An 18,497-nucleotide genomic window follows, 5' to 3' on the forward strand; every position below is an offset into this window, starting at 1 on the left:
TAAGAATAGAGCTATGAAGGCGTACTGAGATAGTTGGGGATGAGATAATCATTTCATAGTAGGCAAGTGCCTTCTGGATAGTACGTGACAATAGATTTTTATAAAAGGAGAGGTGAGGAGGATGGCGCAAAATAAGTATCGCGTTACATTCATTTCGCCGAGTGAGGTTGAGCAGCGAACTGTAATGGCGGCGAATAGTTTGCCAGATTTAATTCGTAAAGTAGAAAGTATTATTGCAGATCCAAATGGTTATTTTGTAAATGATAAAAAAAATAATTGTTATTTTAAAGTGATTAAAGAAAATGTTACGTTTATTCAATATGAGTTACTATTTTCGGATAAGGAAATTCATATTGAAAAATTAAAACATATAGCACCGGTAGTATTAAAACGATTATTCGAAAAAATAAATGATCCGGAATTATATGCACTTGCGCTACTTGATGTTGATATAGCAACGAAAGAATATGTGCTAGCAGAAATGAATTCTGAGCTGAGAATAAGAGTAGAGACGGAGCTTTCGAAAAAATGGGAAGCAATGCCGACAGAAATTGTAGGAGCGCAGGAAGTGTTATTAGAAGCACTTGCTTCGTTTATACAAGATTAATTGTTTTTTAATAAAATGAATTGTTCGACTATCTATATTTTTTATATAGGTAGTTGACTTTTTCTCTTTTATAAAGCTTAATAATTAGATATACGGAATTAATGGAAGGGGAGCGACACCTTTATGTCACAAGCACAAAGTATTTTATTAGAAAGCGGAACAAATGAATTAGAGATTGTTACGTATACTGTTGGTGAAAACCTATTTAGTATTAATGTTATGAAAGTACGTGAAATCATTAATCCATTCCCTGTTACAACTGTGCCAGAATCTCATCATGCAGTTGAAGGTGTTGTTCAAGTACGTGGTGAAATTTTACCTGTTATTAACTTGGCAATGGCTCTTAATTTAAAGTCAACAAAGCCACTTGATCAAACGAAATTTATCATCTCAGAATTAAACCAAATGAAAGTTATTTTCCGCGTTGATGAAGTGCATCGTATTCAACGTATTTCGTGGGAACAAATTGATGAACCAGCTTCATTATCTATGGGACTAGAAGAAACGACATCTGGTATTGTAAAACTAGATGGAAAAATCATCTTACTATTAGATTATGAAAAAATTGTATGTGAAATTAGCGGCACTGGTTATGACAATAAATCAATTGCAGGATTAGAACAAAAAACAGATCGAGCTGAAAAAGTAATTTACATTGCAGAAGATTCAGCGATGCTTCGCCAAATATTAGAAGAAACATTATCATCAGCTGGATATACAAAAATGAACTTCTTCAGCAATGGTGCAGAAGCGTTAGCGCAAATTGAAAAATTAGCGAAAGAGCAAGGCGAAAAAATGTTTGAGCATATTCACTTGCTAATTACGGATATTGAAATGCCAAAAATGGATGGACATCATTTAACGAAAGTGGTTAAGGATAGTGAAGTAATGAATCGTTTACCAGTCATTATTTTCTCTTCATTAATTACAAATGAATTATTCCATAAAGGTGAAGCTGTAGGAGCAAATGCTCAAGTAAGTAAGCCAGATATTCAAGAGCTAATTGGTTTAGTTGATAAGTTAGTGCTTTAAAAGCTTCTATTTAGCCGGAATAGAAGCTCTAGCTAAGTGTTGAGCGGTCAGTGCTTAATAGAGCCCTATGCGATGTTGAGACCAGAGATATGGAGTGGTTATAGGTAAGTAGAAGAGCTGGCGTATAACATTTTTCTATTTAGTAGGAATAGAGGAACTACTTATGTAAGGAAGTTTTCAGTGCTTAATAGAGTCTCATGCGATGTGAGTTCAGAGGTATGAAGTAGTTTTAAGTAAGAAGAAGTGAGACTTTGATTGAGGATTTGAAGACTGGGTTTATAACTCTATTCTGTTAGAGAGAGGAAGGAATTAGCCAATGCTACATATGGCTAATTCCTTTTTAGTATTCTATACTTTAAGCTGGTAGAAAAATGAAAGGTTTCTTGGGTGTTTGTCGCTGTATGTGTGAATAATCTTTATTTAGAGATTTTTGATTTAAAAATATAAGCAAACGTATTTTCGATTGTTATTTTAGTAATATTTCGTGGTAACGCAAATTTTTTCGGTGAAAAAACATTCAAAATACCATATAATATAATTAAATGTAATTAATATGCAATTTTGCATATTAATAAAAAACATTTTCCAAATTTTTATACTTTCTATACATTTTTGTATGTTTATTATTTGACAGATAATTTCGAACTGTTATAATATGGATATGTAAAAATTGCTATTTTCTTAAAAGACATGGGAGTCAGATGAGAATTGTGAAAGGATGAGGGGGAGTGGCACAGAGTATGTATCACCACACAGCAATTAATGTATTAGGTCTTTTGCAAAACATGTCAAATAATAAAATGAACGATATGCAACTAGAGGTGGAATTTAAAAAAATAGAAAAAGAATTCCAAGTAAAGTATGAAGAATTAGTTGATTTACATAATAGAATGGTATTATTTCAAATAGATATAGAAAAAAATGGCGGGATGCGAGCATATGAAAAATCAGCAATTACATGGCTGAAGTCTGAACTAGAGCTACTGTATGAAGTGTATCAATTTTGTCAACGTCACGGTTTAAACATTTTAAATATTTCAAAATACGTAAGTAAAAATGAACTAAATCTTTTTCCAAAAACAGAAAGTCAATTGCAAAATACGTATTATAAATTAAAAAAACGTGAAATACCGTTTGAAAATATTGAAAAACAAAAACCAGGACGAAAGCGAAAATATATACCAGTAAAAGAGACAATCGCTGCAAGAAAACAAGAAAACGAGTACGAATTAAAAGAAGAAATCCAGCATAAAGAGGATGAAAAAAATCTTGTAACAGTTATATCTGGTATCGTTGATAACTTTGAAACAATTAATCAATGTAGTGAAAGAAAAGAAGACGAACTACATCAGTTTATGGAAGGTATTTATAAGCTTTCTAGCATGGCAGCAGGGCGTTCTAGAGAAGCAAAGAATACACGTAGTCTAGAAGGTGAATTGCAGTCGTTACAACTGGAAAATGAAAGGCTAAAACGAGAGAAAGAAGAGCTTGTACAAGATATTAAAGGTATGACGCAGCTTTTAATTCATTTCATTACAAGTTCGGATATTGATCAAATACGTAAATTACCAACTTTCGTACAAGATTGTAAAATGGAATTACATAAACTAGGTCTATATAATGCACAAGACGGTAAAATGAAAATAATGGTTGACCGTAGCGGACAAGTTATGACGGTAACACAGTAATAAAATTTGGGTACAAAATAAAAGGGAGATACATAGTTTATATGTATTTCCCTTTTGTTTTGTATGGAATCGTTCCAAAGAAGGAAGATTCATTTTTATGATTGTAGTAGTTTAGAGACCATTTGCGGAATTTGGTTCGCTTGTGAAACCATACTAAGTGCAACTTCAGTCAATAATTTGAACTTTAAAAAATCACTCATCTCCTGCGCCATGTCTGCATCTTCAATTAGAGATGCAGCATCTGTTAACGCCATACTTTGATTATTTAAATTTTCAATATTAAACTGTAAACGATTTATCATTGCACCAAGGTCGGCACGATGAAGTGACACACTTTGCAAAGCCTCTTCGATTTTACGAATTGCCGTTCTTGCTTCTTGTTCCGTTGAAATCTTGATGTCATGTTGTGTAGGGGAAGGGGGAATATGTTTCGTCATATTTATTGTATGACCGATATCGTCTAATGTAATAGGGCGGTTTTGACCGTCAAATACAGATAAATCATTAAACTCAGTCGTCTCGCCAATATAGCCAATTTGTTCTGTTAAAGATTGAAACTCTTTATTCAGCGAATGCCGGTTTTTATTTGAATTTGTACCGTTTGAGGATTGAACGGCTAAATCACGCATACGCTGTAAAATATTTGTCACAGTTTGAAGGGCAGCTTCCGCCGTGCGAAGCATCGATATTGCATCCTCATTATTACGAATCGCCACGCGCATACCACTTGCTCTCGCATGCATACGAGTCACAATTGCAATGTTAGCGGGATTATCAGAAGCAGTATTTAACTTTTTACCGGTCGCCAAATGCTCCATCGCCACATTCATATGCTTCTCATTCTCATACAACGACTGCCTAGCATTCATACTTAAAACATTCGTACCAATACGCATAATAGACACTCCTTATAGATTGATATAGTTAGTGTTCTAAAGCTAATAAACAGTTATGGAAGGATAGAGGGGCTTATGCTTATTTACTGTTTGTGTTTTAACATAAGAGGGGATCAAGATAAGCACTGACCGCTTCTAAGCATCGCGGATACTCTCTTCCACATAAAAAAAAGTTTTATAAATAATCTATCTATACAGAAAAAATAAACCTCTCTGCAAGCAGAGAGGTTTATTCAGGAAACTAACTCAAATGGCTTACTGTAATAATTTAGAAACCATTTGTGGAGTTTGGTTTGCTTGAGAAAGCATGCTGATACCAGCTTCGTTCAAGATTTTGAACTTAGTCATTTCAGACATTTCTTTTGCCATGTCAGCGTCTTCGATTTGAGAAGCAGAAGCTGCCATAGAGTTTTCTTGGCTCTTAAGGTTTGTTACGTTAAAGTCAAGGCGGTTTAACGTAGCACCTAAAGTAGCACGGCTAGAAGCAATTGTTTCAATTGCTTTGTCGATTTTTTCAACAGCAGAAGATGGATCAAATTTTGTTGCCGTAGGTGTTGCTAATGTTCCAAATACAGTGTTAACATTTTTTGCGGCATCTGCAATATCAGTAGCCTTTGATGCTGGATCAGCAGCTAATTTATCATAAGCTTTGAAAGCATCTTGAATTTTATCAACTTCTGCTGGCGTATAAGCAGATTGGACTTTGTTAAAGGCTGCTTTTGCATCTGCAATGTCTTGAGCTAGTACTTTTCCATCTGTGGCTGGAGTAGCTAGTCGTTTCATAGAATTAGTAGCAGTATCAAGATCAGTTTGGTTAATTGTTGCTGAGCCAATTGCTAAATCTTTAATATCTAAGTTTTTAAGTGATGCAGAATCAAGTGAAATTGTAATTTGTTTATTTTTATCATGTGAGTCAAGAGTTTGGATATTAATAGTACTATTAGATCCGTCTAATAGTTTTTTGTCGTTAAACTCAGTGTTGTCCGCAATGTATTGAATTTGTTCTTTTAATTGATCAAATTCTTTTTGCATTGCAGCTTGGTTTTTATCAGTATTAGTACCACTTGCAGATTGGTTTGCAAGGTCACGCATACGAAGTAAGATGTTTGACACAGAGTTTAAAGCTGAGTCAGCTGTACGAATTAAAGACATACCGTCTTCTGTATTACGGGCTGCAACGTTTAAGCCACCTTCACGTGAACGCATACGAGTTGCGATTGCAAGACCTGCTGCATCGTCAGAAGCGTTGTTGATACGTTTACCGCTTGATAAACGGTCCATAGAATTGCTCATTTTTGCTTGGTTTTGGCGCATGTACTCTTGAGTACGCATGCTGTTAATGTTTGTATTAATTCTCATGTTAAGAAACCCCCATTTTTTTATATTGACTTTTCTGCAAATTGAAAAACGGTAATATGCGAAAAAATCAATTTCGAGATTTATTGTAATCCCTGTCATAGCGGGTGTCAACTAAAAATTCGAATTAATAAATATAAAAAAATAACAGTTTAACAATATATTCATTTTTTTATTACATAATTATTAAAAGGATTATTGCAAACTTTAAAAAAAAACTCTAATATTAGATTATCTTTGTTTACCGAAAAGGTGATATTATGATAGTTGGAAATATAGTAAAAGAAGTGCTTGCATATAAGAAAGGGCAAATTCAGCAAAAGCTAAGTAGTCCACAAGCATTTGTTAGTAGTCGTTTTCAAGAGAAGTTGCAGAGTGAACCTGCGAAGGAGACGAAGGCTACTACGCAGCCGGCAAAAGTAGAAGATATGAGTCAGCCGGTACAATCTACGAAAATAGAAGCGGTTGTTAATAAACCGGCAGAAACTATTAATAAAGTAGAGGAAGCGAGTAAGCTTGAAGAAAAGGCTGAAACGAAGAAAGCAGATGAAGTGCAAGTTGCGCAAAAAGAGTTTGAACGACGTTTCCCAGAAACGAAAAATGAGGCCGCTGATACGTGGGAATTAACGAAGAAGTATAATATTCAAAAAATACGTTCTTCCAATGAGGGCAAGTATGAGGATATTATTGATCGAGTAAGTCGTACATATGGAATTCCAAAAACGTTAATTCAAAAAATGATTGAAGTAGAGTCTAATTTTAATCCGAAAACGGTGTCACATGCAGGTGCGATGGGTCTTATGCAGCTTATGCCAGCGAATGTGAAGGAGATGGGTGTGAAGAATCCCTTTTCACCAGCTGAAAGTATTGAAGGTGGCGTGAAAGAGTTAAGCGGTTATTTAAAGAAAAATAACGGCGACTTAGTATTGGCACTTGCTTCTTATAATGCTGGTCCTGGGAATGTGAGAAAGTACGGAGGCGTACCGCCATTTAAAGAAACGCAAGGATATATTAAAAAAATATTAAATATCGACGTTTCAAAATAAGAAGTTTCATATATAGAGAGAACATGAAATTTTCGTGAACATGATATGGGAGTTGGCTAGATTTGAAATTACAAGATGATATTCCGTTAACAATTTATTTTGAAATCGGAAATACGAAAAAGAAAATTGAAGATCTGCTTCATATTACGAAAGGTACATTGTATCGTCTTGAAAATTCAACGAAAAATACGGTGCGTCTTATGCTTGAGAATGAAGAGATTGGAACCGGAAAGATTTTGACGAAGAATGGAAAGATGTACGTTGAAATCGTTGAATTGAAAAGGTAGGGAAGGGGATTGTCATGAGTGGCGAAAAATTAAGCCAAGAGCAAATTGATGCCCTGCTGAAGGCGGTAAATGAAGGCGAGGAAATGCCAGCTTTCGCACAAGAAGCAGGAAAGCAAGAGAAATTTCAAGAGTATGATTTTAATAGACCAGAGAAGTTCGGTGTTGAGCATTTACGTAGTTTGCAAGCGATTGCTTCTACGTTTGGAAAACAGACGTCACAGACGTTATCAGCGCGTATGCGTATTCCAATTGAACTAGAACCTTCAACAGTTGAGCAAGTTCCATTTACGAGTGAGTATGTGGAGAAAATGCCGAAAGATTATTATTTATATTGCGTAATTGATCTCGGTTTACCAGAGCTTGGAGAAATTGTTATTGAGATTGATTTAGCATTCGTTATTTATATTCATGAATGTTGGCTTGGCGGAGATAGTAAGCGTAACTTTACGATGCGCAGACCGTTAACAGCGTTTGAGTTTTTAACGCTAGATAATATATTCTTACTTCTTTGTAAAAATTTAGAGCAATCATTTGAAAGTGTTGTTGCGATTGAACCGAAATTTGTAACGACAGAAACAGATCCGAATGCATTAAAGATTACGACAGCGAGTGATATCATTTCATTACTTAACGTAAATATGAAAACAGAGTTTTGGAATACGACGGTGCGTATCGGAATTCCATTCTTATCTGTTGAAGAAATTATGGATAAGTTAACGTCTGAAAATATTGTCGAACATTCTTCAGACAAGCGTAAAAAGTATACGTCTGAAGTGGAAATGAAAGTAAATCAAGTGTACAAACCTGTTCACGTTGCAATTGGTGAGCAGAAAATGACAATGAGTGAGATTGAACAAATTGAAGAAGGCGATATTATTCCGCTTCATACGAAAGTTTCGGATGAATTACTTGGTTATGTAGATGGAAAGCATAAATTTAATTGTTTTATTGGAAAAGATGGAACGCGTAAGGCGCTCCTATTTAAAAGTTTTGTAGAGTAGGAGGATCCATATGAAGCATGAAGTATCTCCCGTGTCATTAATGGGATTAGAAGATTTTGCAGGAAAGCGAAATGAAGCAGGTAAAGCACATATTGATACTGTTTCAGATATTTCGATTGAACTTGGTGTAAAGCTTGGAAAGTCATCTATTACACTTGGTGATGTAAAGCAGTTAAAAGTTGGCGATGTTCTGGAAGTAGAGAAAAACTTAGGACATAAAGTAGATGTGTATTTAAGTAATATGAAAGTCGGCATCGGTGAAGCAATCGTAATGGACGAGAAATTCGGTATTATCATTTCTGAAATTGAAGCTGATAAGAAACAAGCGGCGCTTATGAAAGCGCAAAGTCAAATGCAAGATAAAGAGTAGAGGAGGAGTCATATGTCGTATATGACGACCTTATTTCAAGTCGTTTTACTGTTTGGTGCGCTCGGCTACGGTGCATATTATATGACGAAAAAGACGCGCAAACAGCAGTTTTTTAAGCAGGGTGAAAATGGCCATATTCAAGTAAAAGACGGTGTGTATTTAAATCATCAAACGAGTGCCTTTTTATTTGAAGTGGACGGAAAGCAAGTGTTCACTGTTATTAGTAATAACGGTGTGCAGTCTGTGCAATTAACCGGAACAGGAAATCAGTTTCAACAAGCACTAGAAGACGCGGTGAAGAGTGAAACGAAAAAAGTAGAGGATCCATCATGAGAATAAAGAAACAGTTATCATTATTAGCCGTTATTTTCGTATTTTCTATCGTTTTTTCAATTATTTTTGTAAATCCAGCGTATGCAGCCCCGAACGGTTTTATTAATTTCGAAAATGGAAAAGAGTTTACGAGTAATTCAAGTGTACAACTATTTGCGCTCGTTACCCTTTTATCATTATCTTCTTCTATCGTTCTATTATTTACACATTTTACTTATTTTATGATCGTTCTAGGGATTACACGTCAAGGACTTGGGGTAATGAATTTACCACCAAACCAAGTGCTTGTTGGACTTGCATTATTTTTATCACTCTTTACGATGCAGCCTGTACTCGGGCAACTGAAGAGTGATGTGTGGGATCCGATGACGAAAGAGAAAATAACAGTAAGTCAAGCTGCGGAAACGACAGCTCCTATTATGAAAGAATATATGTCAAAGCATACGTATAAGCATGATTTAAAAATGATGCTGAAAGTACGCGGAGAAGAGTTGCCGAAAGATTTAAAGGATCTTTCCTTATTTACACTCGTACCATCCTTTACGTTAACGCAAATTCAAAAAGGGTTACTTACAGGGATGTTCATTTATTTAGCGTTTGTATTTATAGATTTGATTATTAGTACACTTTTAATGTACCTCGGGATGATGATGGTACCGCCGATGATTTTAAGTTTACCGTTTAAAATACTCGTTTTCGTATATTTAGGTGGATATACAAAAATCGTCGATATTATGTTTAAGACGGTCGCCTGAAGCGCTGGATGCTATGTGATAGGAGTCATATAAATGAATACGTCACCAATTATAGATATTTTCCAAACCTTTTTTTATAAAGGGGTTATGATTTTAATGCCGATTGCCGTTGTAAGTCTGATTGTCGTTATTATTATCGCGGTTATTATGGCAATGATGCAAATTCAAGAGCAAACGCTGACGTTTTTACCGAAAATGGCGAGTATTGTGCTCGTTATTATCATTTTAGGTCCGTGGATGTTCCAAGAGTTAACGATGCTTATTTTAGATTTATTTGATAAAATCCCATCGCTATTGCGTTCGTACTAAGATAGGTGAACTGAAATGAATATGGAATTATGGGCGGCAACGTTTTTTGCGTTTTGTCGCATTACTTCATTTTTATATTTTTTACCGTTTTTCTCAGGCCGATCCATTCCAGCAATGGCGAAGGTTACTGTTGGACTTGCTCTTTCAATTACAGTGGCTGATCAAGTGGATGTCTCTCACATCAAGACAGTTTGGGACGTTGCAGCTTATGCAGGAACGCAAATTGTAATTGGATTATCACTTTCAAAAATTGTAGAAATGCTGTGGAACATTCCGAAAATGGCCGGGCATATTTTAGACTTTGATATCGGTTTATCACAAGCAAGTTTGTTTGATGTAAATGCGGGCTCACAGTCTACTTTACTATCAACCATTTTTGATATATTTTTTCTCATTATTTTTATTTCACTTGGCGGCATTAATTATTTCGTTGCCACGATTTTAAAGTCGTTTCAATATACAGAGGCGATTTCAAAATTGCTGACGACTAGTTTCTTAGATAGTCTACTCGCAACGCTATTATTTGCGATCACATCAGCGGTTGAAATTGCTCTTCCGCTTATGGGAAGTTTATTCATCATTAACTTTGTTCTAATTTTAATTGCAAAAAACGCTCCGCAATTAAACGTTTTTATGAATGCATACGTAATTAAAATTACATGTGGTATTTTGTTTATTGCGATGAGTGTACCGATGCTCGGTTATGTGTTTAAAAATATGACGGATGTATTACTTGAAGAATATACGAAACTATTTAACTTTTTCTTAACGAAGTAGGGGGACGCGCATGGCAAAGGATAATAAAACAGAAAAGGCCACCCCGCAGAAGCGTAAAAAATCGCGTGAAGAAGGGAATATTGCCCGGAGTAAAGATTTAAATAATTTATTTTCCATTCTCGTATTAGCAGTTGTCGTTTATTTCTTCGGGGACTGGCTAGGGTATGAGATTGCAAATTCCGTAGCGGTGCTGTTTGATCAAATTGGAAAAAATACAGATTCAACCGAGTATTTTTATTTAATGGGGATTTTATTACTGAAAGTATCGGCTCCGATATTAATACTCGTATACGCTTTTCATTTATTCAATTATATGATTCAAGTCGGGTTCCTATTTTCTTCTAAAGTCATTAAACCGAAAGCATCACGTATTAATCCGAAAAACTATTTCACGAGACTGTTTAGTCGTAAAAGTTTAGTAGATATTTTGAAATCACTGTTTTATATGGGATTAATCGGTTACGTCGCTTACGTTCTTTTTAAAAAGAATTTAGAGAAAATCGTGAGCATGATTGGATTTAACTGGACTGCGTCACTTACTGAAATTATTAGGCAAATTAAATTTATTTTCTTAGCAATTTTAATTATTTTAATCGTTCTTTCTATTATTGATTTCATTTATCAAAAATGGGAGTACGAGCAAGATATTAAGATGAAAAAAGAAGAAGTGAAACAAGAGCATAAAGATAATGAAGGGGACCCGCAAGTTAAAGGGAAACGAAAAAACTTTATGCATGCAATCTTGCAAGGAACAATTGCGAAGAAGATGGATGGCGCAACGTTTATTGTAAACAACCCGACTCATATTTCGGTCGTACTTCGTTACAATAAACACGTTGATGCAGCACCAATTGTCGTTGCAAAAGGGGAAGATGAGCTCGCATTATATATACGAACGCTTGCCCGTGAACAAGAAATACCAATGGTGGAAAACCGTCCGCTTGCTCGTTCTTTATATTATCAAGTCGAGGAAGATGAGACGATTCCAGAAGATTTATACGTAGCTGTAATTGAAGTTATGCGCTATTTAATTCAGACGAACGAACTTGAAGTATAATAGCGCGTTTGGAGGAGATCTCTTTGTTTAAGATAGAGTCTGCAAGAACCTATTTTTCTATCTTTTTAGCAGCGTCATTCGTAGTGGCGCTCTTAATTCCACTTCCACCATTTATACTTGATATCATTATCGTTTTTCTACTAAGTATGTCAGTGCTTATTTATATGCGAGCGACAAGTATTAACGAGTGGGATGAATTAAAGTCATTTCCAACGATGTTGTTATTAATCGGGATTTTCCGCGTATCGATTAACGTTTCGACGACGCGAGCGATTTTGACAGATGGAAATGCAGGTCATGTTATTGAAGAGTTCGGCCAGTTCGTAATTGGCGGAAACTTATTAATTGGTATCGTTATTTTTACAGTATTAATCATATTCCAGTTTATCGTTGCAAACGGTGCGTCTCGTACAGCTGAAGTAGCAGCTCGTTTTACACTTGATTCTTTACCAGGGAAACAAATGTCTATCGATGCTGATTTAAACCAGCGTATTATTTCAGAAAAAGATGCACAAGCAAAACGAAAAAAATTAAATATGGAAACAGAGTTTTATGGGGCGATGGATGGTGCCGGAAAGTTCATTAAAGGGGACGTTATTTTCGGGATTGTCATTTTATTCGTAAACATTATTTTCGGTTTAATTGTCGGCATGATGCAGCAAGGGATGAGCTTTGCGGATGCGGCTCTTCATTATACACAGTTAACTGTCGGTGACGGAATCGTAAACCAAATTGGATCGCTTATGCTTGCGATTTCAACTGGTATTATCGTAACTCGTGTATTTGACGGTTCACCGGATACAGTAACAGAAGGTATCTTTAAAGAGTTATTAGCGCATGAAGTCGTTGTATATGCGCTCGGTGGTTTATTTATCGCAATGGGTATTTTTACTCCGCTACCGTTTCTACCATTCGCACTCGTTGGCGGAACAATTATCTTCTTAGGAATTCGTAATAAAAATCGAATAAAGAAAGAAAAAGAAGACGAGCTTCAAAAAGAAATAGAAATGATCCAAGGCGAAGATGAACAACTGCAACAAGTGGAAGATTCATTCGGAGTATTTACGGATAAATATCCAATTATAGTAGAACTCGGTTTAGATTTAGCAGCACTTGTAAAGCAAAAAATTAACGGGGAAACAGCGCGTGATAAAGTTGTTCTTATGAGGAAGTCAATTATTACTGACCTTGGTATTAACGTTCCTGGAATTAACTTTAAAGATAATACGAGCTTTAGGCCACGCGGACGTTACATTATTCGAATTAAAGGTGCGAAGGCGGCTGAAGGTGTTTTAAAATCAGGTTATTTATTAGCACTGAAAACACCAAACGTAATGGCTGATTTAGATGCAGAGCCAGCGAAAGATCCAATTTTCGGTGAAGATGGATATTGGATTCTAGAGCATATGGTGCAAGATGCACAAATGAAAGGCTATCAAGTTTTAGAGCCACTTAGCATATTAATTACACATTTAGATGTTGTCGTTAGACGTAATCTTCATGAATTAATTCAGCGCCAACATGTAAAAGACTTAATTAACTCGCTTGAAAATGATAATGGCGTTCTATTAGAAGAGATTAAGAAAAAAGAAATTGATTTATCACTTGTTCAAAATGTTATTAAACAACTTCTAAAAGAAGGTATTTCTATTCGTGATTTACCAACAATTATTGAAGGTATTATTGACGGCAAAGAAATTTATCAAAACCACGTGGATGGTGTAACATCATTTGTTCGTGAATGTATTTCAAAAGTTATTTGTGAAAATGCGAAAAATCCGGACGGAAAAATATATGCAGCGCTCTTCTCTGATTCAATCGAGTTAGATGCGGATGTTGTGAATAATTCATATCAAGGTTACTTATTAAACTGGGATTTAGATTTAGAAACACGTGTCGTTGAGCAAGTGCAGCGCGTCTTTAAGCAAGCACGTTTAATGGGAAGAGAACCAGTGTTATTAACACGTAGAAAAGATTTTAGATTTGCGATTGTAAGACTGCTAGAACGTTATCAAGTGGAAGCACAAGTACTTTGTATTAGTGAATTAGCACCAGAAATTGTTGTGGATCAAATTGCCTATATTGAATAGTAGGGGGTGAAGTAATGGAAAGTACAGAAAAGAAAGAAGCGTTAATGCGAATAAAAGCAGCTTCGAAAAATGAATTGTATCGAAAGTTATTTGACCAATATGGTACAGATTATTATTATGTTGTCGATGAAAGTGTAAAACGAAATATACCGTTTTTTTGGAAAAAGGATTATGAAATGTTAGTTGCTTTTCCAGAAGAAAAACAGGAAGAAGTGAATGAAGGTACAGCTCAATTTCATGAACAGTTAATGGATGTTGTGAACGATCCTTCAGAACAAATTGTGAAGGCGAATGGAATTCAATCAGTACTGCACAATTTAGAAAACGTAACGACTTCTATGTCATACGCGGCGATGCAAACAGGAAATAGTGAAGAATGGGCAAGAAAAAAAGAGAAACTATTAAAGCTGTTTGAAAAAGGAATCGTCGTTGTGAAACCGATGAAAGAAACGGAAGTAACGAAAGTAACGAAAAAGAAAAAAGTTGTGAAACAAGTCGTTCCAGTAAAGAAAGAAGAAGTAGTTCCAAAGAAAGAAAATCAAGAATCTGTACCGTTTATTATTCAAAAAGTAATTCGGATGCTAGAACAAAACGATGTGGAACAATATTTCATTCATGCATATGCTGAAAAGTTAAAAATAAAGTTTGAAAATGCAACGATGATTACGGAAGAAGAAGTTATCAGGTACATATTGGAAGATATGAAATCTCATTTCAATACGGAAAACGTCTTTGAAAAAGAAGTACAAACAATTGCATTAATCGGTCCAACTGGCGTTGGTAAAACGACGACACTCGCGAAAATGGCATGGCAATTTCACGGTAAGAAAAAAACAGTTGGTTTTATAACGACAGATCATTCGCGCATAGGAACAGTACAGCAATTGCAAGATAACGTAAAGACAATTGGATCTGAAGTAATTGCTGTACGTGATGAAGCTGCAATGACAAGAGCGCTTACGTATTTTAAAGAAGAAGCACGCGTCGATTATATTTTAATTGATACGGCAGGGAAAAATTATCGTACGTCAGAAACAGTGGAAGAAATGATTGAAACAATGGGACAAGTAGAACCAGATTATATTTGTTTAACGTTATCAGCTTCAATGAAAAGCAAAGATATGATTGAAATTATTACAAACTTTAAAGATATTCATATAGATGGTATTGTGTTTACGAAATTTGATGAAACAGCAAGTAGTGGCGAATTGTTGAAAATTCCAGCAGTATCATCAGCTCCTATTGTATTAATGACAGATGGCCAAGACATAAAGAAAAATATACATATCGCTACAGCTGAACATTTAGCAAAACAAATGTTACAAACATCGTAGAAAAGAGGTGAAGAATAAGGCGCTTGCCTTATTCAAACGAATATGAACGGTCTTTATATAGGTTCTATGGGCATGATGAATTACATGCAGCGCATTAATGTTCATTCGAATAACGTTGCAAATGCTCAAACGACAGGATTTAAAGCAGAAAATATGACGTCTAAAGTATTTGATGTACAAGACACATATCGCCGCGGAGATGGGGCGGTAACAAATATCGGTTCGGTCGATTACGCTGTAGTACCAGCTGCAACGCATGTGAATTTAGTACAAGGAAATATACAAATGACAAATAGCGCTACAGATTTCTTTTTAGATGACGGCGCGGCCGGCACAACATCATTTTTTGTTACTTCTAAAAATGATGAAACGTTTTTAACGAGAGATGGTAGTTTCACATTAAATAGTGATCGATATTTACAAACATCTTCAGGTGCTTATGTTATGGATGTTAATAATGAGCGTATTCATATTCCTGAAAATGTTGAATTCTTCGTATCTAATAATGGAGAAATTTATAGAGAAGTAAACGATGGAACTTTGCAAAAACCAGATATTAAGAGAATAGTAATTGCACAGTTACAGACAAAAACAGTAGATGCAGAAACGAATGCACGTCTCGTACAACGTGAAAATAAAAGCTTTACACTAGCAGAAGGAAACATTGCTAATTTACCGAACGGAACAGGAATAGTAAAAAATCATATGCTAGAAAATTCAAATGTAGATATGACGAAAGAGATGGCCGATCTTATGACAGATCAAAAGATGATTCAAGCATCACAGCGCGTTATGACGTCATTTGATAAAATTTATGAAAAAGAAGCGAATGAAATATTGAGATAGTGGACTCCTAATAAAGGAGTCTTTTATTAATTTTAAATTTCAGAATTATCAATTGACTTTACGGAGCTTCTTTTTTATATTAGTAGGTATAACTATAACTACTAAAGAGGTGAGAGTATGACAACGGCATTATATTTAGAAGATGCATACAAAACGAGTTGCGAAACAGAAGTGATAAAAGTAGAAGGGAATAAAGTATTTGTAAAGGAAACAGTTTTTTATCCAACTGGTGGAGGGCAAGAATGTGATACGGGTGTCATTGTACAAGATGGGTCTGTATTTGAAGTTGAAAAAGTAAAGAAGGAGCAAGGAGAAATAGTTCACTATATAAAAGATGAAGCTCAAGTAAAATTAGGTCCAGTTAAATTAGAGATAAATTGGGAAAGACGTCATAATTTAATGCGTCATCACTCTTTACTGCATCTTATCGGAGCTGTTGTTTATGAAAAGTATGGAGCTCTATGCACCGGAAATCAAATTTATCCTGATAAAGCACGTATCGATTTTAATGAGTTACAAGAGTTATCGAGCGTGGAAGTAGAAGAAATTGTTGAGGAAGTGAATAAACTTATTAAGCAAAATAAAGAAATTTCCACTCGTTATATGAGCCGCGAAGAAGCAGAAAATGCTGTAGGAATGATTAAAACAGCAATAAATCTCCTGCCAACTACCATCCAAGAAATCCGCATTGTTACAATTGAAAATTTAGACGAACAAGCTTGTGGAGGCACACATGTGAAAAATACGAGTGAAATAGGAACACTTGTTATTGATAAAGTAAAAAGTAAAGGGAAGCAAAATCGTCGTTTTGAAGTAAGGGCGATTTAGATTGTGAGGGGTTACCGATGGATGAAATTATAAAGGAGTTACAAAAGTTAGGATTTTCTCAATATGAATGTAAAGCGTATATTGGATTGTTAAAACATTCGCCAGTAACGGGCTATGAAGTGAGTAAACAAACAGGAGTACCTCGTTCTATGATTTACGAGGTACTCGGTAAGTTAATGGATAAAGGAGCGGTGCATATTGTACCCTCTGAACCAGTTAAATATGTACCAGTACCAGCTACCGAATTAATGAATCGAATGCGAAAAGACTTTGAAAAGTCATTTGAATTTTTAGATGAGAAATTAAATTGTTTAGAACAAGAGCGACAAATAGATGTAATTTCGCATATTCGCTCAAATGATCGTGTTTTAAAAGAGATATGCAATATAATTAATAGGGCAAAGGAAGAGTTATGGATTTCTGTATGGGAAGATCAAGTGCATGAAATTGAGCCATACATTCATCAAAAGGAAGAGGAAGGCGTGAATATATTCTCAATCTTATTTGGAGCTCCAGAAACAAAAATAGGAGCGACATTTCACCATAATTATATGACGCCCCACGTTGTTGAAAAGAGAATGGGTGGTCATTTAACTGTTATTGCTCGTGATGGAGAGGAAGTATTAATTGCGAACTTCTCAAATGATAGCACTTCATGGGCCGTTACAACGTATGACCCAGCGCTAGTTCTCGTTGCTACAGAGTATGTGCGACACGATATTATGGTTGAAGAAATCACAAAGGAATTTGGAGCTGATAAGTTAGATACGTTATGGCGTGAAAATATAGATTTAGTTCATGTCGTAACAGGAAAACGAACTTTAGAAGGAATGGAGGATGATAGAGATGAGTAAAGCTGAGGCACATGTAGCTTTGCAGAGCGATGATACATTTCAGCAAGGAGTAAAAGATTGTTTACCAACTGTATTTGGTTACTTGAGCATCGGTATAGCAGCTGGTGTAATTGCAAAAACAACAGGTTTTTCTATCATTGAAATTGCATTTATGTCGACTTTAATTTATGCAGGTTCTGCCCAATTTATATTAGCTGGTATGTATGCAGCCGGTGCTCCTGCTTCCGCAATTATTTTTACTGTGTTTTTTGTTAATTTACGCCATTTATTAATGAGTGCTGCCCTCGCGCCGTACTTTACGAAACTACCTCTATTAAAAAACGTCATTATTGGTTCGCAAATTACAGATGAAACGTTCGGCGTCGCAGTGCAGCATGCAGCGCAAAAAGGATATTTAGGCGAAAGATGGATGATTGGGCTAAATGTAACGGCTTATTTAAACTGGATTCTTGCTACTATCATTGGCGGGCTATTTGGTGAGTGGATACCAGATCCACATACATACGGGATGGATTATGCATTACCAGCGATGTTTATCGGATTATTTGTACTTCAGCTCATAAGTAGTAAACCAAAGCTAGCAATTCATTTAAGTGTTGCAATTGTAGCGATTATACTTGCATACGTTTCACACTTAATTATGCCAGATAGTATAGCGGTTATTATCGCAACATTACTAGCTGCGACGATTGGAGTGGTGATTGAAAAATGGAAATGAGATTAGACGTATTATTACTTTTACTAGCAGCAGGAGCTGTCACACTCGTGCCACGTATTTTACCTCTACTCGTATTTAGTAAACTACAAATTCCAGACTGGGGTTTAAAATGGTTAAATTACATACCAATTGCGATATTAGCAGCGCTTTTAGCACAAGTTTTATTTATGCATGAGACGATACAGTGGGATTATCTTATTGCAGCAATTCCAACATTTCTTGTAGCGATATATACTCGTAGTTTATTAGGTACAGTATTAACAGGAGTGATTGTGATTATTTTGTTACGTTTCTTTTTCTAAAAAGGATTACG

At 35.5% G+C, this 18,497-nt stretch carries 21 protein-coding genes; 19 read left to right on the plus strand and 2 right to left on the minus strand.

From position 1 onward, the window contains the following. Nucleotides 1–121: 121 nt before the first annotated feature. The 3 genes from DN404_RS21425 (at nt 122) to DN404_RS21440 (ending at nt 3,327) form a co-directional block, all read left to right on the plus strand. Nucleotides 122–607, plus strand: a complete 486-nt coding sequence (locus DN404_RS21425; RefSeq protein ID WP_000068301.1) for a hypothetical protein — start codon at nt 122–124, stop codon at nt 605–607. 123 nt (nt 608–730) lie between these two features. Continuing rightward, complete coding sequence (locus DN404_RS21430; RefSeq protein WP_000075943.1) at nt 731–1,639, plus strand: chemotaxis protein; 909 nt, start codon at nt 731–733, stop codon at nt 1,637–1,639. 740 nt (nt 1,640–2,379) lie between these two features. Beyond that, entirely contained in the window at nt 2,380–3,327 is a 948-nt protein-coding gene (locus DN404_RS21440; RefSeq protein WP_140159076.1) for a DNA-binding domain-containing protein, read from the plus strand. 95 nt (nt 3,328–3,422) lie between these two features. Here DN404_RS21440 and DN404_RS21445 read toward each other — a convergent pair whose 3' ends face one another. Continuing rightward, nucleotides 3,423–4,223: a flagellin N-terminal helical domain-containing protein gene (locus tag DN404_RS21445; RefSeq protein WP_098434663.1), complete on the minus strand. Its 801-nt coding sequence runs from the start codon at nt 4,221–4,223 to the stop codon at nt 3,423–3,425. 255 nt (nt 4,224–4,478) lie between these two features. Then, the gene (locus tag DN404_RS21450; RefSeq protein WP_044584279.1) at nt 4,479–5,582 is read right to left on the minus strand and encodes a flagellin N-terminal helical domain-containing protein; all 1,104 of its coding nucleotides are present in this window, start codon (nt 5,580–5,582) and stop codon (nt 4,479–4,481) included. A gap of 257 nt (nt 5,583–5,839) precedes the next feature. On the opposite strand from DN404_RS21450, the gene DN404_RS21455 reads away from it, so the two are divergent. The 16 genes from DN404_RS21455 to DN404_RS21530 all read left to right on the plus strand — a co-directional run bounded on the left by DN404_RS21455 (nt 5,840) and on the right by DN404_RS21530 (nt 18,486). Further along, nucleotides 5,840–6,625 carry a lytic transglycosylase domain-containing protein gene (locus tag DN404_RS21455; RefSeq protein WP_000635223.1) on the plus strand — a complete coding sequence of 262 codons (786 nt, stop codon included), beginning with the start codon at nt 5,840–5,842 and terminating at the stop codon, nt 6,623–6,625. 62 nt (nt 6,626–6,687) lie between these two features. After that, on the plus strand, nt 6,688–6,912 hold the full coding sequence (locus DN404_RS21460) for a flagellar motor switch protein FliN (RefSeq protein ID WP_000775712.1): 225 nt from the start codon (nt 6,688–6,690) through the stop codon (nt 6,910–6,912). A 14-nt stretch (nt 6,913–6,926) separates the two neighbouring features. Beyond that, entirely contained in the window at nt 6,927–7,913 is a 987-nt protein-coding gene (gene fliM / locus DN404_RS21465) for a flagellar motor switch protein FliM (protein ID WP_016117526.1), read from the plus strand. A gap of 10 nt (nt 7,914–7,923) precedes the next feature. Further along, nucleotides 7,924–8,283, plus strand: a complete 360-nt coding sequence (gene fliN / locus DN404_RS21470; RefSeq protein ID WP_000680010.1) for a flagellar motor switch protein FliN — start codon at nt 7,924–7,926, stop codon at nt 8,281–8,283. 12 nt (nt 8,284–8,295) lie between these two features. Then, nucleotides 8,296–8,616, plus strand: coding sequence for a hypothetical protein (locus DN404_RS21475; RefSeq protein WP_000121176.1), 321 nt, complete (start codon nt 8,296–8,298; stop codon nt 8,614–8,616). Next, nucleotides 8,613–9,371 (plus strand): flagellar type III secretion system pore protein FliP, encoded by a 759-nt coding sequence (locus DN404_RS21480; protein ID WP_001220582.1) that lies wholly within the window; start codon nt 8,613–8,615, stop codon nt 9,369–9,371. The genes DN404_RS21475 and DN404_RS21480 overlap by 4 nt, the downstream gene beginning before the upstream one ends. 33 nt (nt 9,372–9,404) lie before the next feature. Then, nucleotides 9,405–9,680: a flagellar biosynthetic protein FliQ gene (locus tag DN404_RS21485; protein WP_001098080.1), complete on the plus strand. Its 276-nt coding sequence runs from the start codon at nt 9,405–9,407 to the stop codon at nt 9,678–9,680. Between the two features lie 15 nt (nt 9,681–9,695). Beyond that, nucleotides 9,696–10,457 (plus strand): flagellar biosynthetic protein FliR, encoded by a 762-nt coding sequence (locus DN404_RS21490; RefSeq protein ID WP_001055718.1) that lies wholly within the window; start codon nt 9,696–9,698, stop codon nt 10,455–10,457. A 10-nt stretch (nt 10,458–10,467) separates the two neighbouring features. Beyond that, on the plus strand, nt 10,468–11,514 hold the full coding sequence (gene flhB / locus DN404_RS21495) for a flagellar type III secretion system protein FlhB (RefSeq protein ID WP_001040114.1): 1,047 nt from the start codon (nt 10,468–10,470) through the stop codon (nt 11,512–11,514). 23 nt (nt 11,515–11,537) lie between these two features. Continuing rightward, a complete protein-coding gene (flhA, locus tag DN404_RS21500) occupies nt 11,538–13,604 on the plus strand; it encodes a flagellar biosynthesis protein FlhA (RefSeq protein ID WP_000472585.1) in 2,067 nt (688 codons plus the stop codon). 14 nt (nt 13,605–13,618) lie between these two features. Then, nucleotides 13,619–14,938 carry a flagellar biosynthesis GTPase FlhF gene (flhF, locus tag DN404_RS21505; protein ID WP_000446174.1) on the plus strand — a complete coding sequence of 440 codons (1,320 nt, stop codon included), beginning with the start codon at nt 13,619–13,621 and terminating at the stop codon, nt 14,936–14,938. A gap of 42 nt (nt 14,939–14,980) precedes the next feature. Next, a complete protein-coding gene (locus DN404_RS21510) occupies nt 14,981–15,784 on the plus strand; it encodes a flagellar basal-body rod protein FlgG (protein ID WP_001013937.1) in 804 nt (267 codons plus the stop codon). A 117-nt stretch (nt 15,785–15,901) separates the two neighbouring features. Continuing rightward, the gene (locus DN404_RS21515; protein ID WP_000205380.1) at nt 15,902–16,612 is read left to right on the plus strand and encodes an alanyl-tRNA editing protein; all 711 of its coding nucleotides are present in this window, start codon (nt 15,902–15,904) and stop codon (nt 16,610–16,612) included. A 17-nt stretch (nt 16,613–16,629) separates the two neighbouring features. Next, nucleotides 16,630–17,466 carry a TrmB family transcriptional regulator gene (locus DN404_RS21520; protein WP_000343354.1) on the plus strand — a complete coding sequence of 279 codons (837 nt, stop codon included), beginning with the start codon at nt 16,630–16,632 and terminating at the stop codon, nt 17,464–17,466. Continuing rightward, nucleotides 17,459–18,184, plus strand: coding sequence for an AzlC family ABC transporter permease (locus DN404_RS21525; RefSeq protein ID WP_149215437.1), 726 nt, complete (start codon nt 17,459–17,461; stop codon nt 18,182–18,184). The genes DN404_RS21520 and DN404_RS21525 overlap by 8 nt, the downstream gene beginning before the upstream one ends. Then, nucleotides 18,175–18,486, plus strand: a complete 312-nt coding sequence (locus DN404_RS21530; protein ID WP_017672964.1) for an AzlD domain-containing protein — start codon at nt 18,175–18,177, stop codon at nt 18,484–18,486. The genes DN404_RS21525 and DN404_RS21530 overlap by 10 nt, the downstream gene beginning before the upstream one ends. Nucleotides 18,487–18,497 lie beyond the last annotated feature (11 nt).

It is taken from the genome of Bacillus sp. TE8-1, from assembly GCF_008368855.1.
Taxonomy (GTDB): domain Bacteria; phylum Bacillota; class Bacilli; order Bacillales; family Bacillaceae_G; genus Bacillus_A; species Bacillus_A cereus.

Bases quoted from the DNA above. Each gene is read 5' to 3' on its own strand.
- DN404_RS21485 (WP_001098080.1), top strand. From the start codon at position 9,405: ATGAATACGTCACCAATTATAGATATTTTCCAAACCTTTTTTTATAAA.
- DN404_RS21475 (WP_000121176.1), top strand. From the start codon at position 8,296: ATGTCGTATATGACGACCTTATTTCAAGTCGTTTTACTGTTTGGTGCG.
- DN404_RS21510 (WP_001013937.1), top strand. From the start codon at position 14,981: ATGAACGGTCTTTATATAGGTTCTATGGGCATGATGAATTACATGCAG.
- DN404_RS21530 (WP_017672964.1), top strand. From the start codon at position 18,175: ATGGAAATGAGATTAGACGTATTATTACTTTTACTAGCAGCAGGAGCT.
- DN404_RS21450 (WP_044584279.1), bottom strand. From the start codon at position 5,582: ATGAGAATTAATACAAACATTAACAGCATGCGTACTCAAGAGTACATG.
- fliM (WP_016117526.1), top strand. From the start codon at position 6,927: ATGAGTGGCGAAAAATTAAGCCAAGAGCAAATTGATGCCCTGCTGAAG.
- flhB (WP_001040114.1), top strand. From the start codon at position 10,468: ATGGCAAAGGATAATAAAACAGAAAAGGCCACCCCGCAGAAGCGTAAA.
- fliN (WP_000680010.1), top strand. From the start codon at position 7,924: ATGAAGCATGAAGTATCTCCCGTGTCATTAATGGGATTAGAAGATTTT.
- DN404_RS21445 (WP_098434663.1), bottom strand. From the start codon at position 4,223: ATGCGTATTGGTACGAATGTTTTAAGTATGAATGCTAGGCAGTCGTTG.
- DN404_RS21490 (WP_001055718.1), top strand. From the start codon at position 9,696: ATGAATATGGAATTATGGGCGGCAACGTTTTTTGCGTTTTGTCGCATT.
- DN404_RS21430 (WP_000075943.1), top strand. From the start codon at position 731: ATGTCACAAGCACAAAGTATTTTATTAGAAAGCGGAACAAATGAATTA.
- DN404_RS21515 (WP_000205380.1), top strand. From the start codon at position 15,902: ATGACAACGGCATTATATTTAGAAGATGCATACAAAACGAGTTGCGAA.
- DN404_RS21455 (WP_000635223.1), top strand. From the start codon at position 5,840: ATGATAGTTGGAAATATAGTAAAAGAAGTGCTTGCATATAAGAAAGGG.
- DN404_RS21425 (WP_000068301.1), top strand. From the start codon at position 122: ATGGCGCAAAATAAGTATCGCGTTACATTCATTTCGCCGAGTGAGGTT.
- DN404_RS21525 (WP_149215437.1), top strand. From the start codon at position 17,459: ATGAGTAAAGCTGAGGCACATGTAGCTTTGCAGAGCGATGATACATTT.
- DN404_RS21480 (WP_001220582.1), top strand. From the start codon at position 8,613: ATGAGAATAAAGAAACAGTTATCATTATTAGCCGTTATTTTCGTATTT.
- DN404_RS21440 (WP_140159076.1), top strand. From the start codon at position 2,380: ATGTATCACCACACAGCAATTAATGTATTAGGTCTTTTGCAAAACATG.
- flhF (WP_000446174.1), top strand. From the start codon at position 13,619: ATGGAAAGTACAGAAAAGAAAGAAGCGTTAATGCGAATAAAAGCAGCT.
- DN404_RS21520 (WP_000343354.1), top strand. From the start codon at position 16,630: ATGGATGAAATTATAAAGGAGTTACAAAAGTTAGGATTTTCTCAATAT.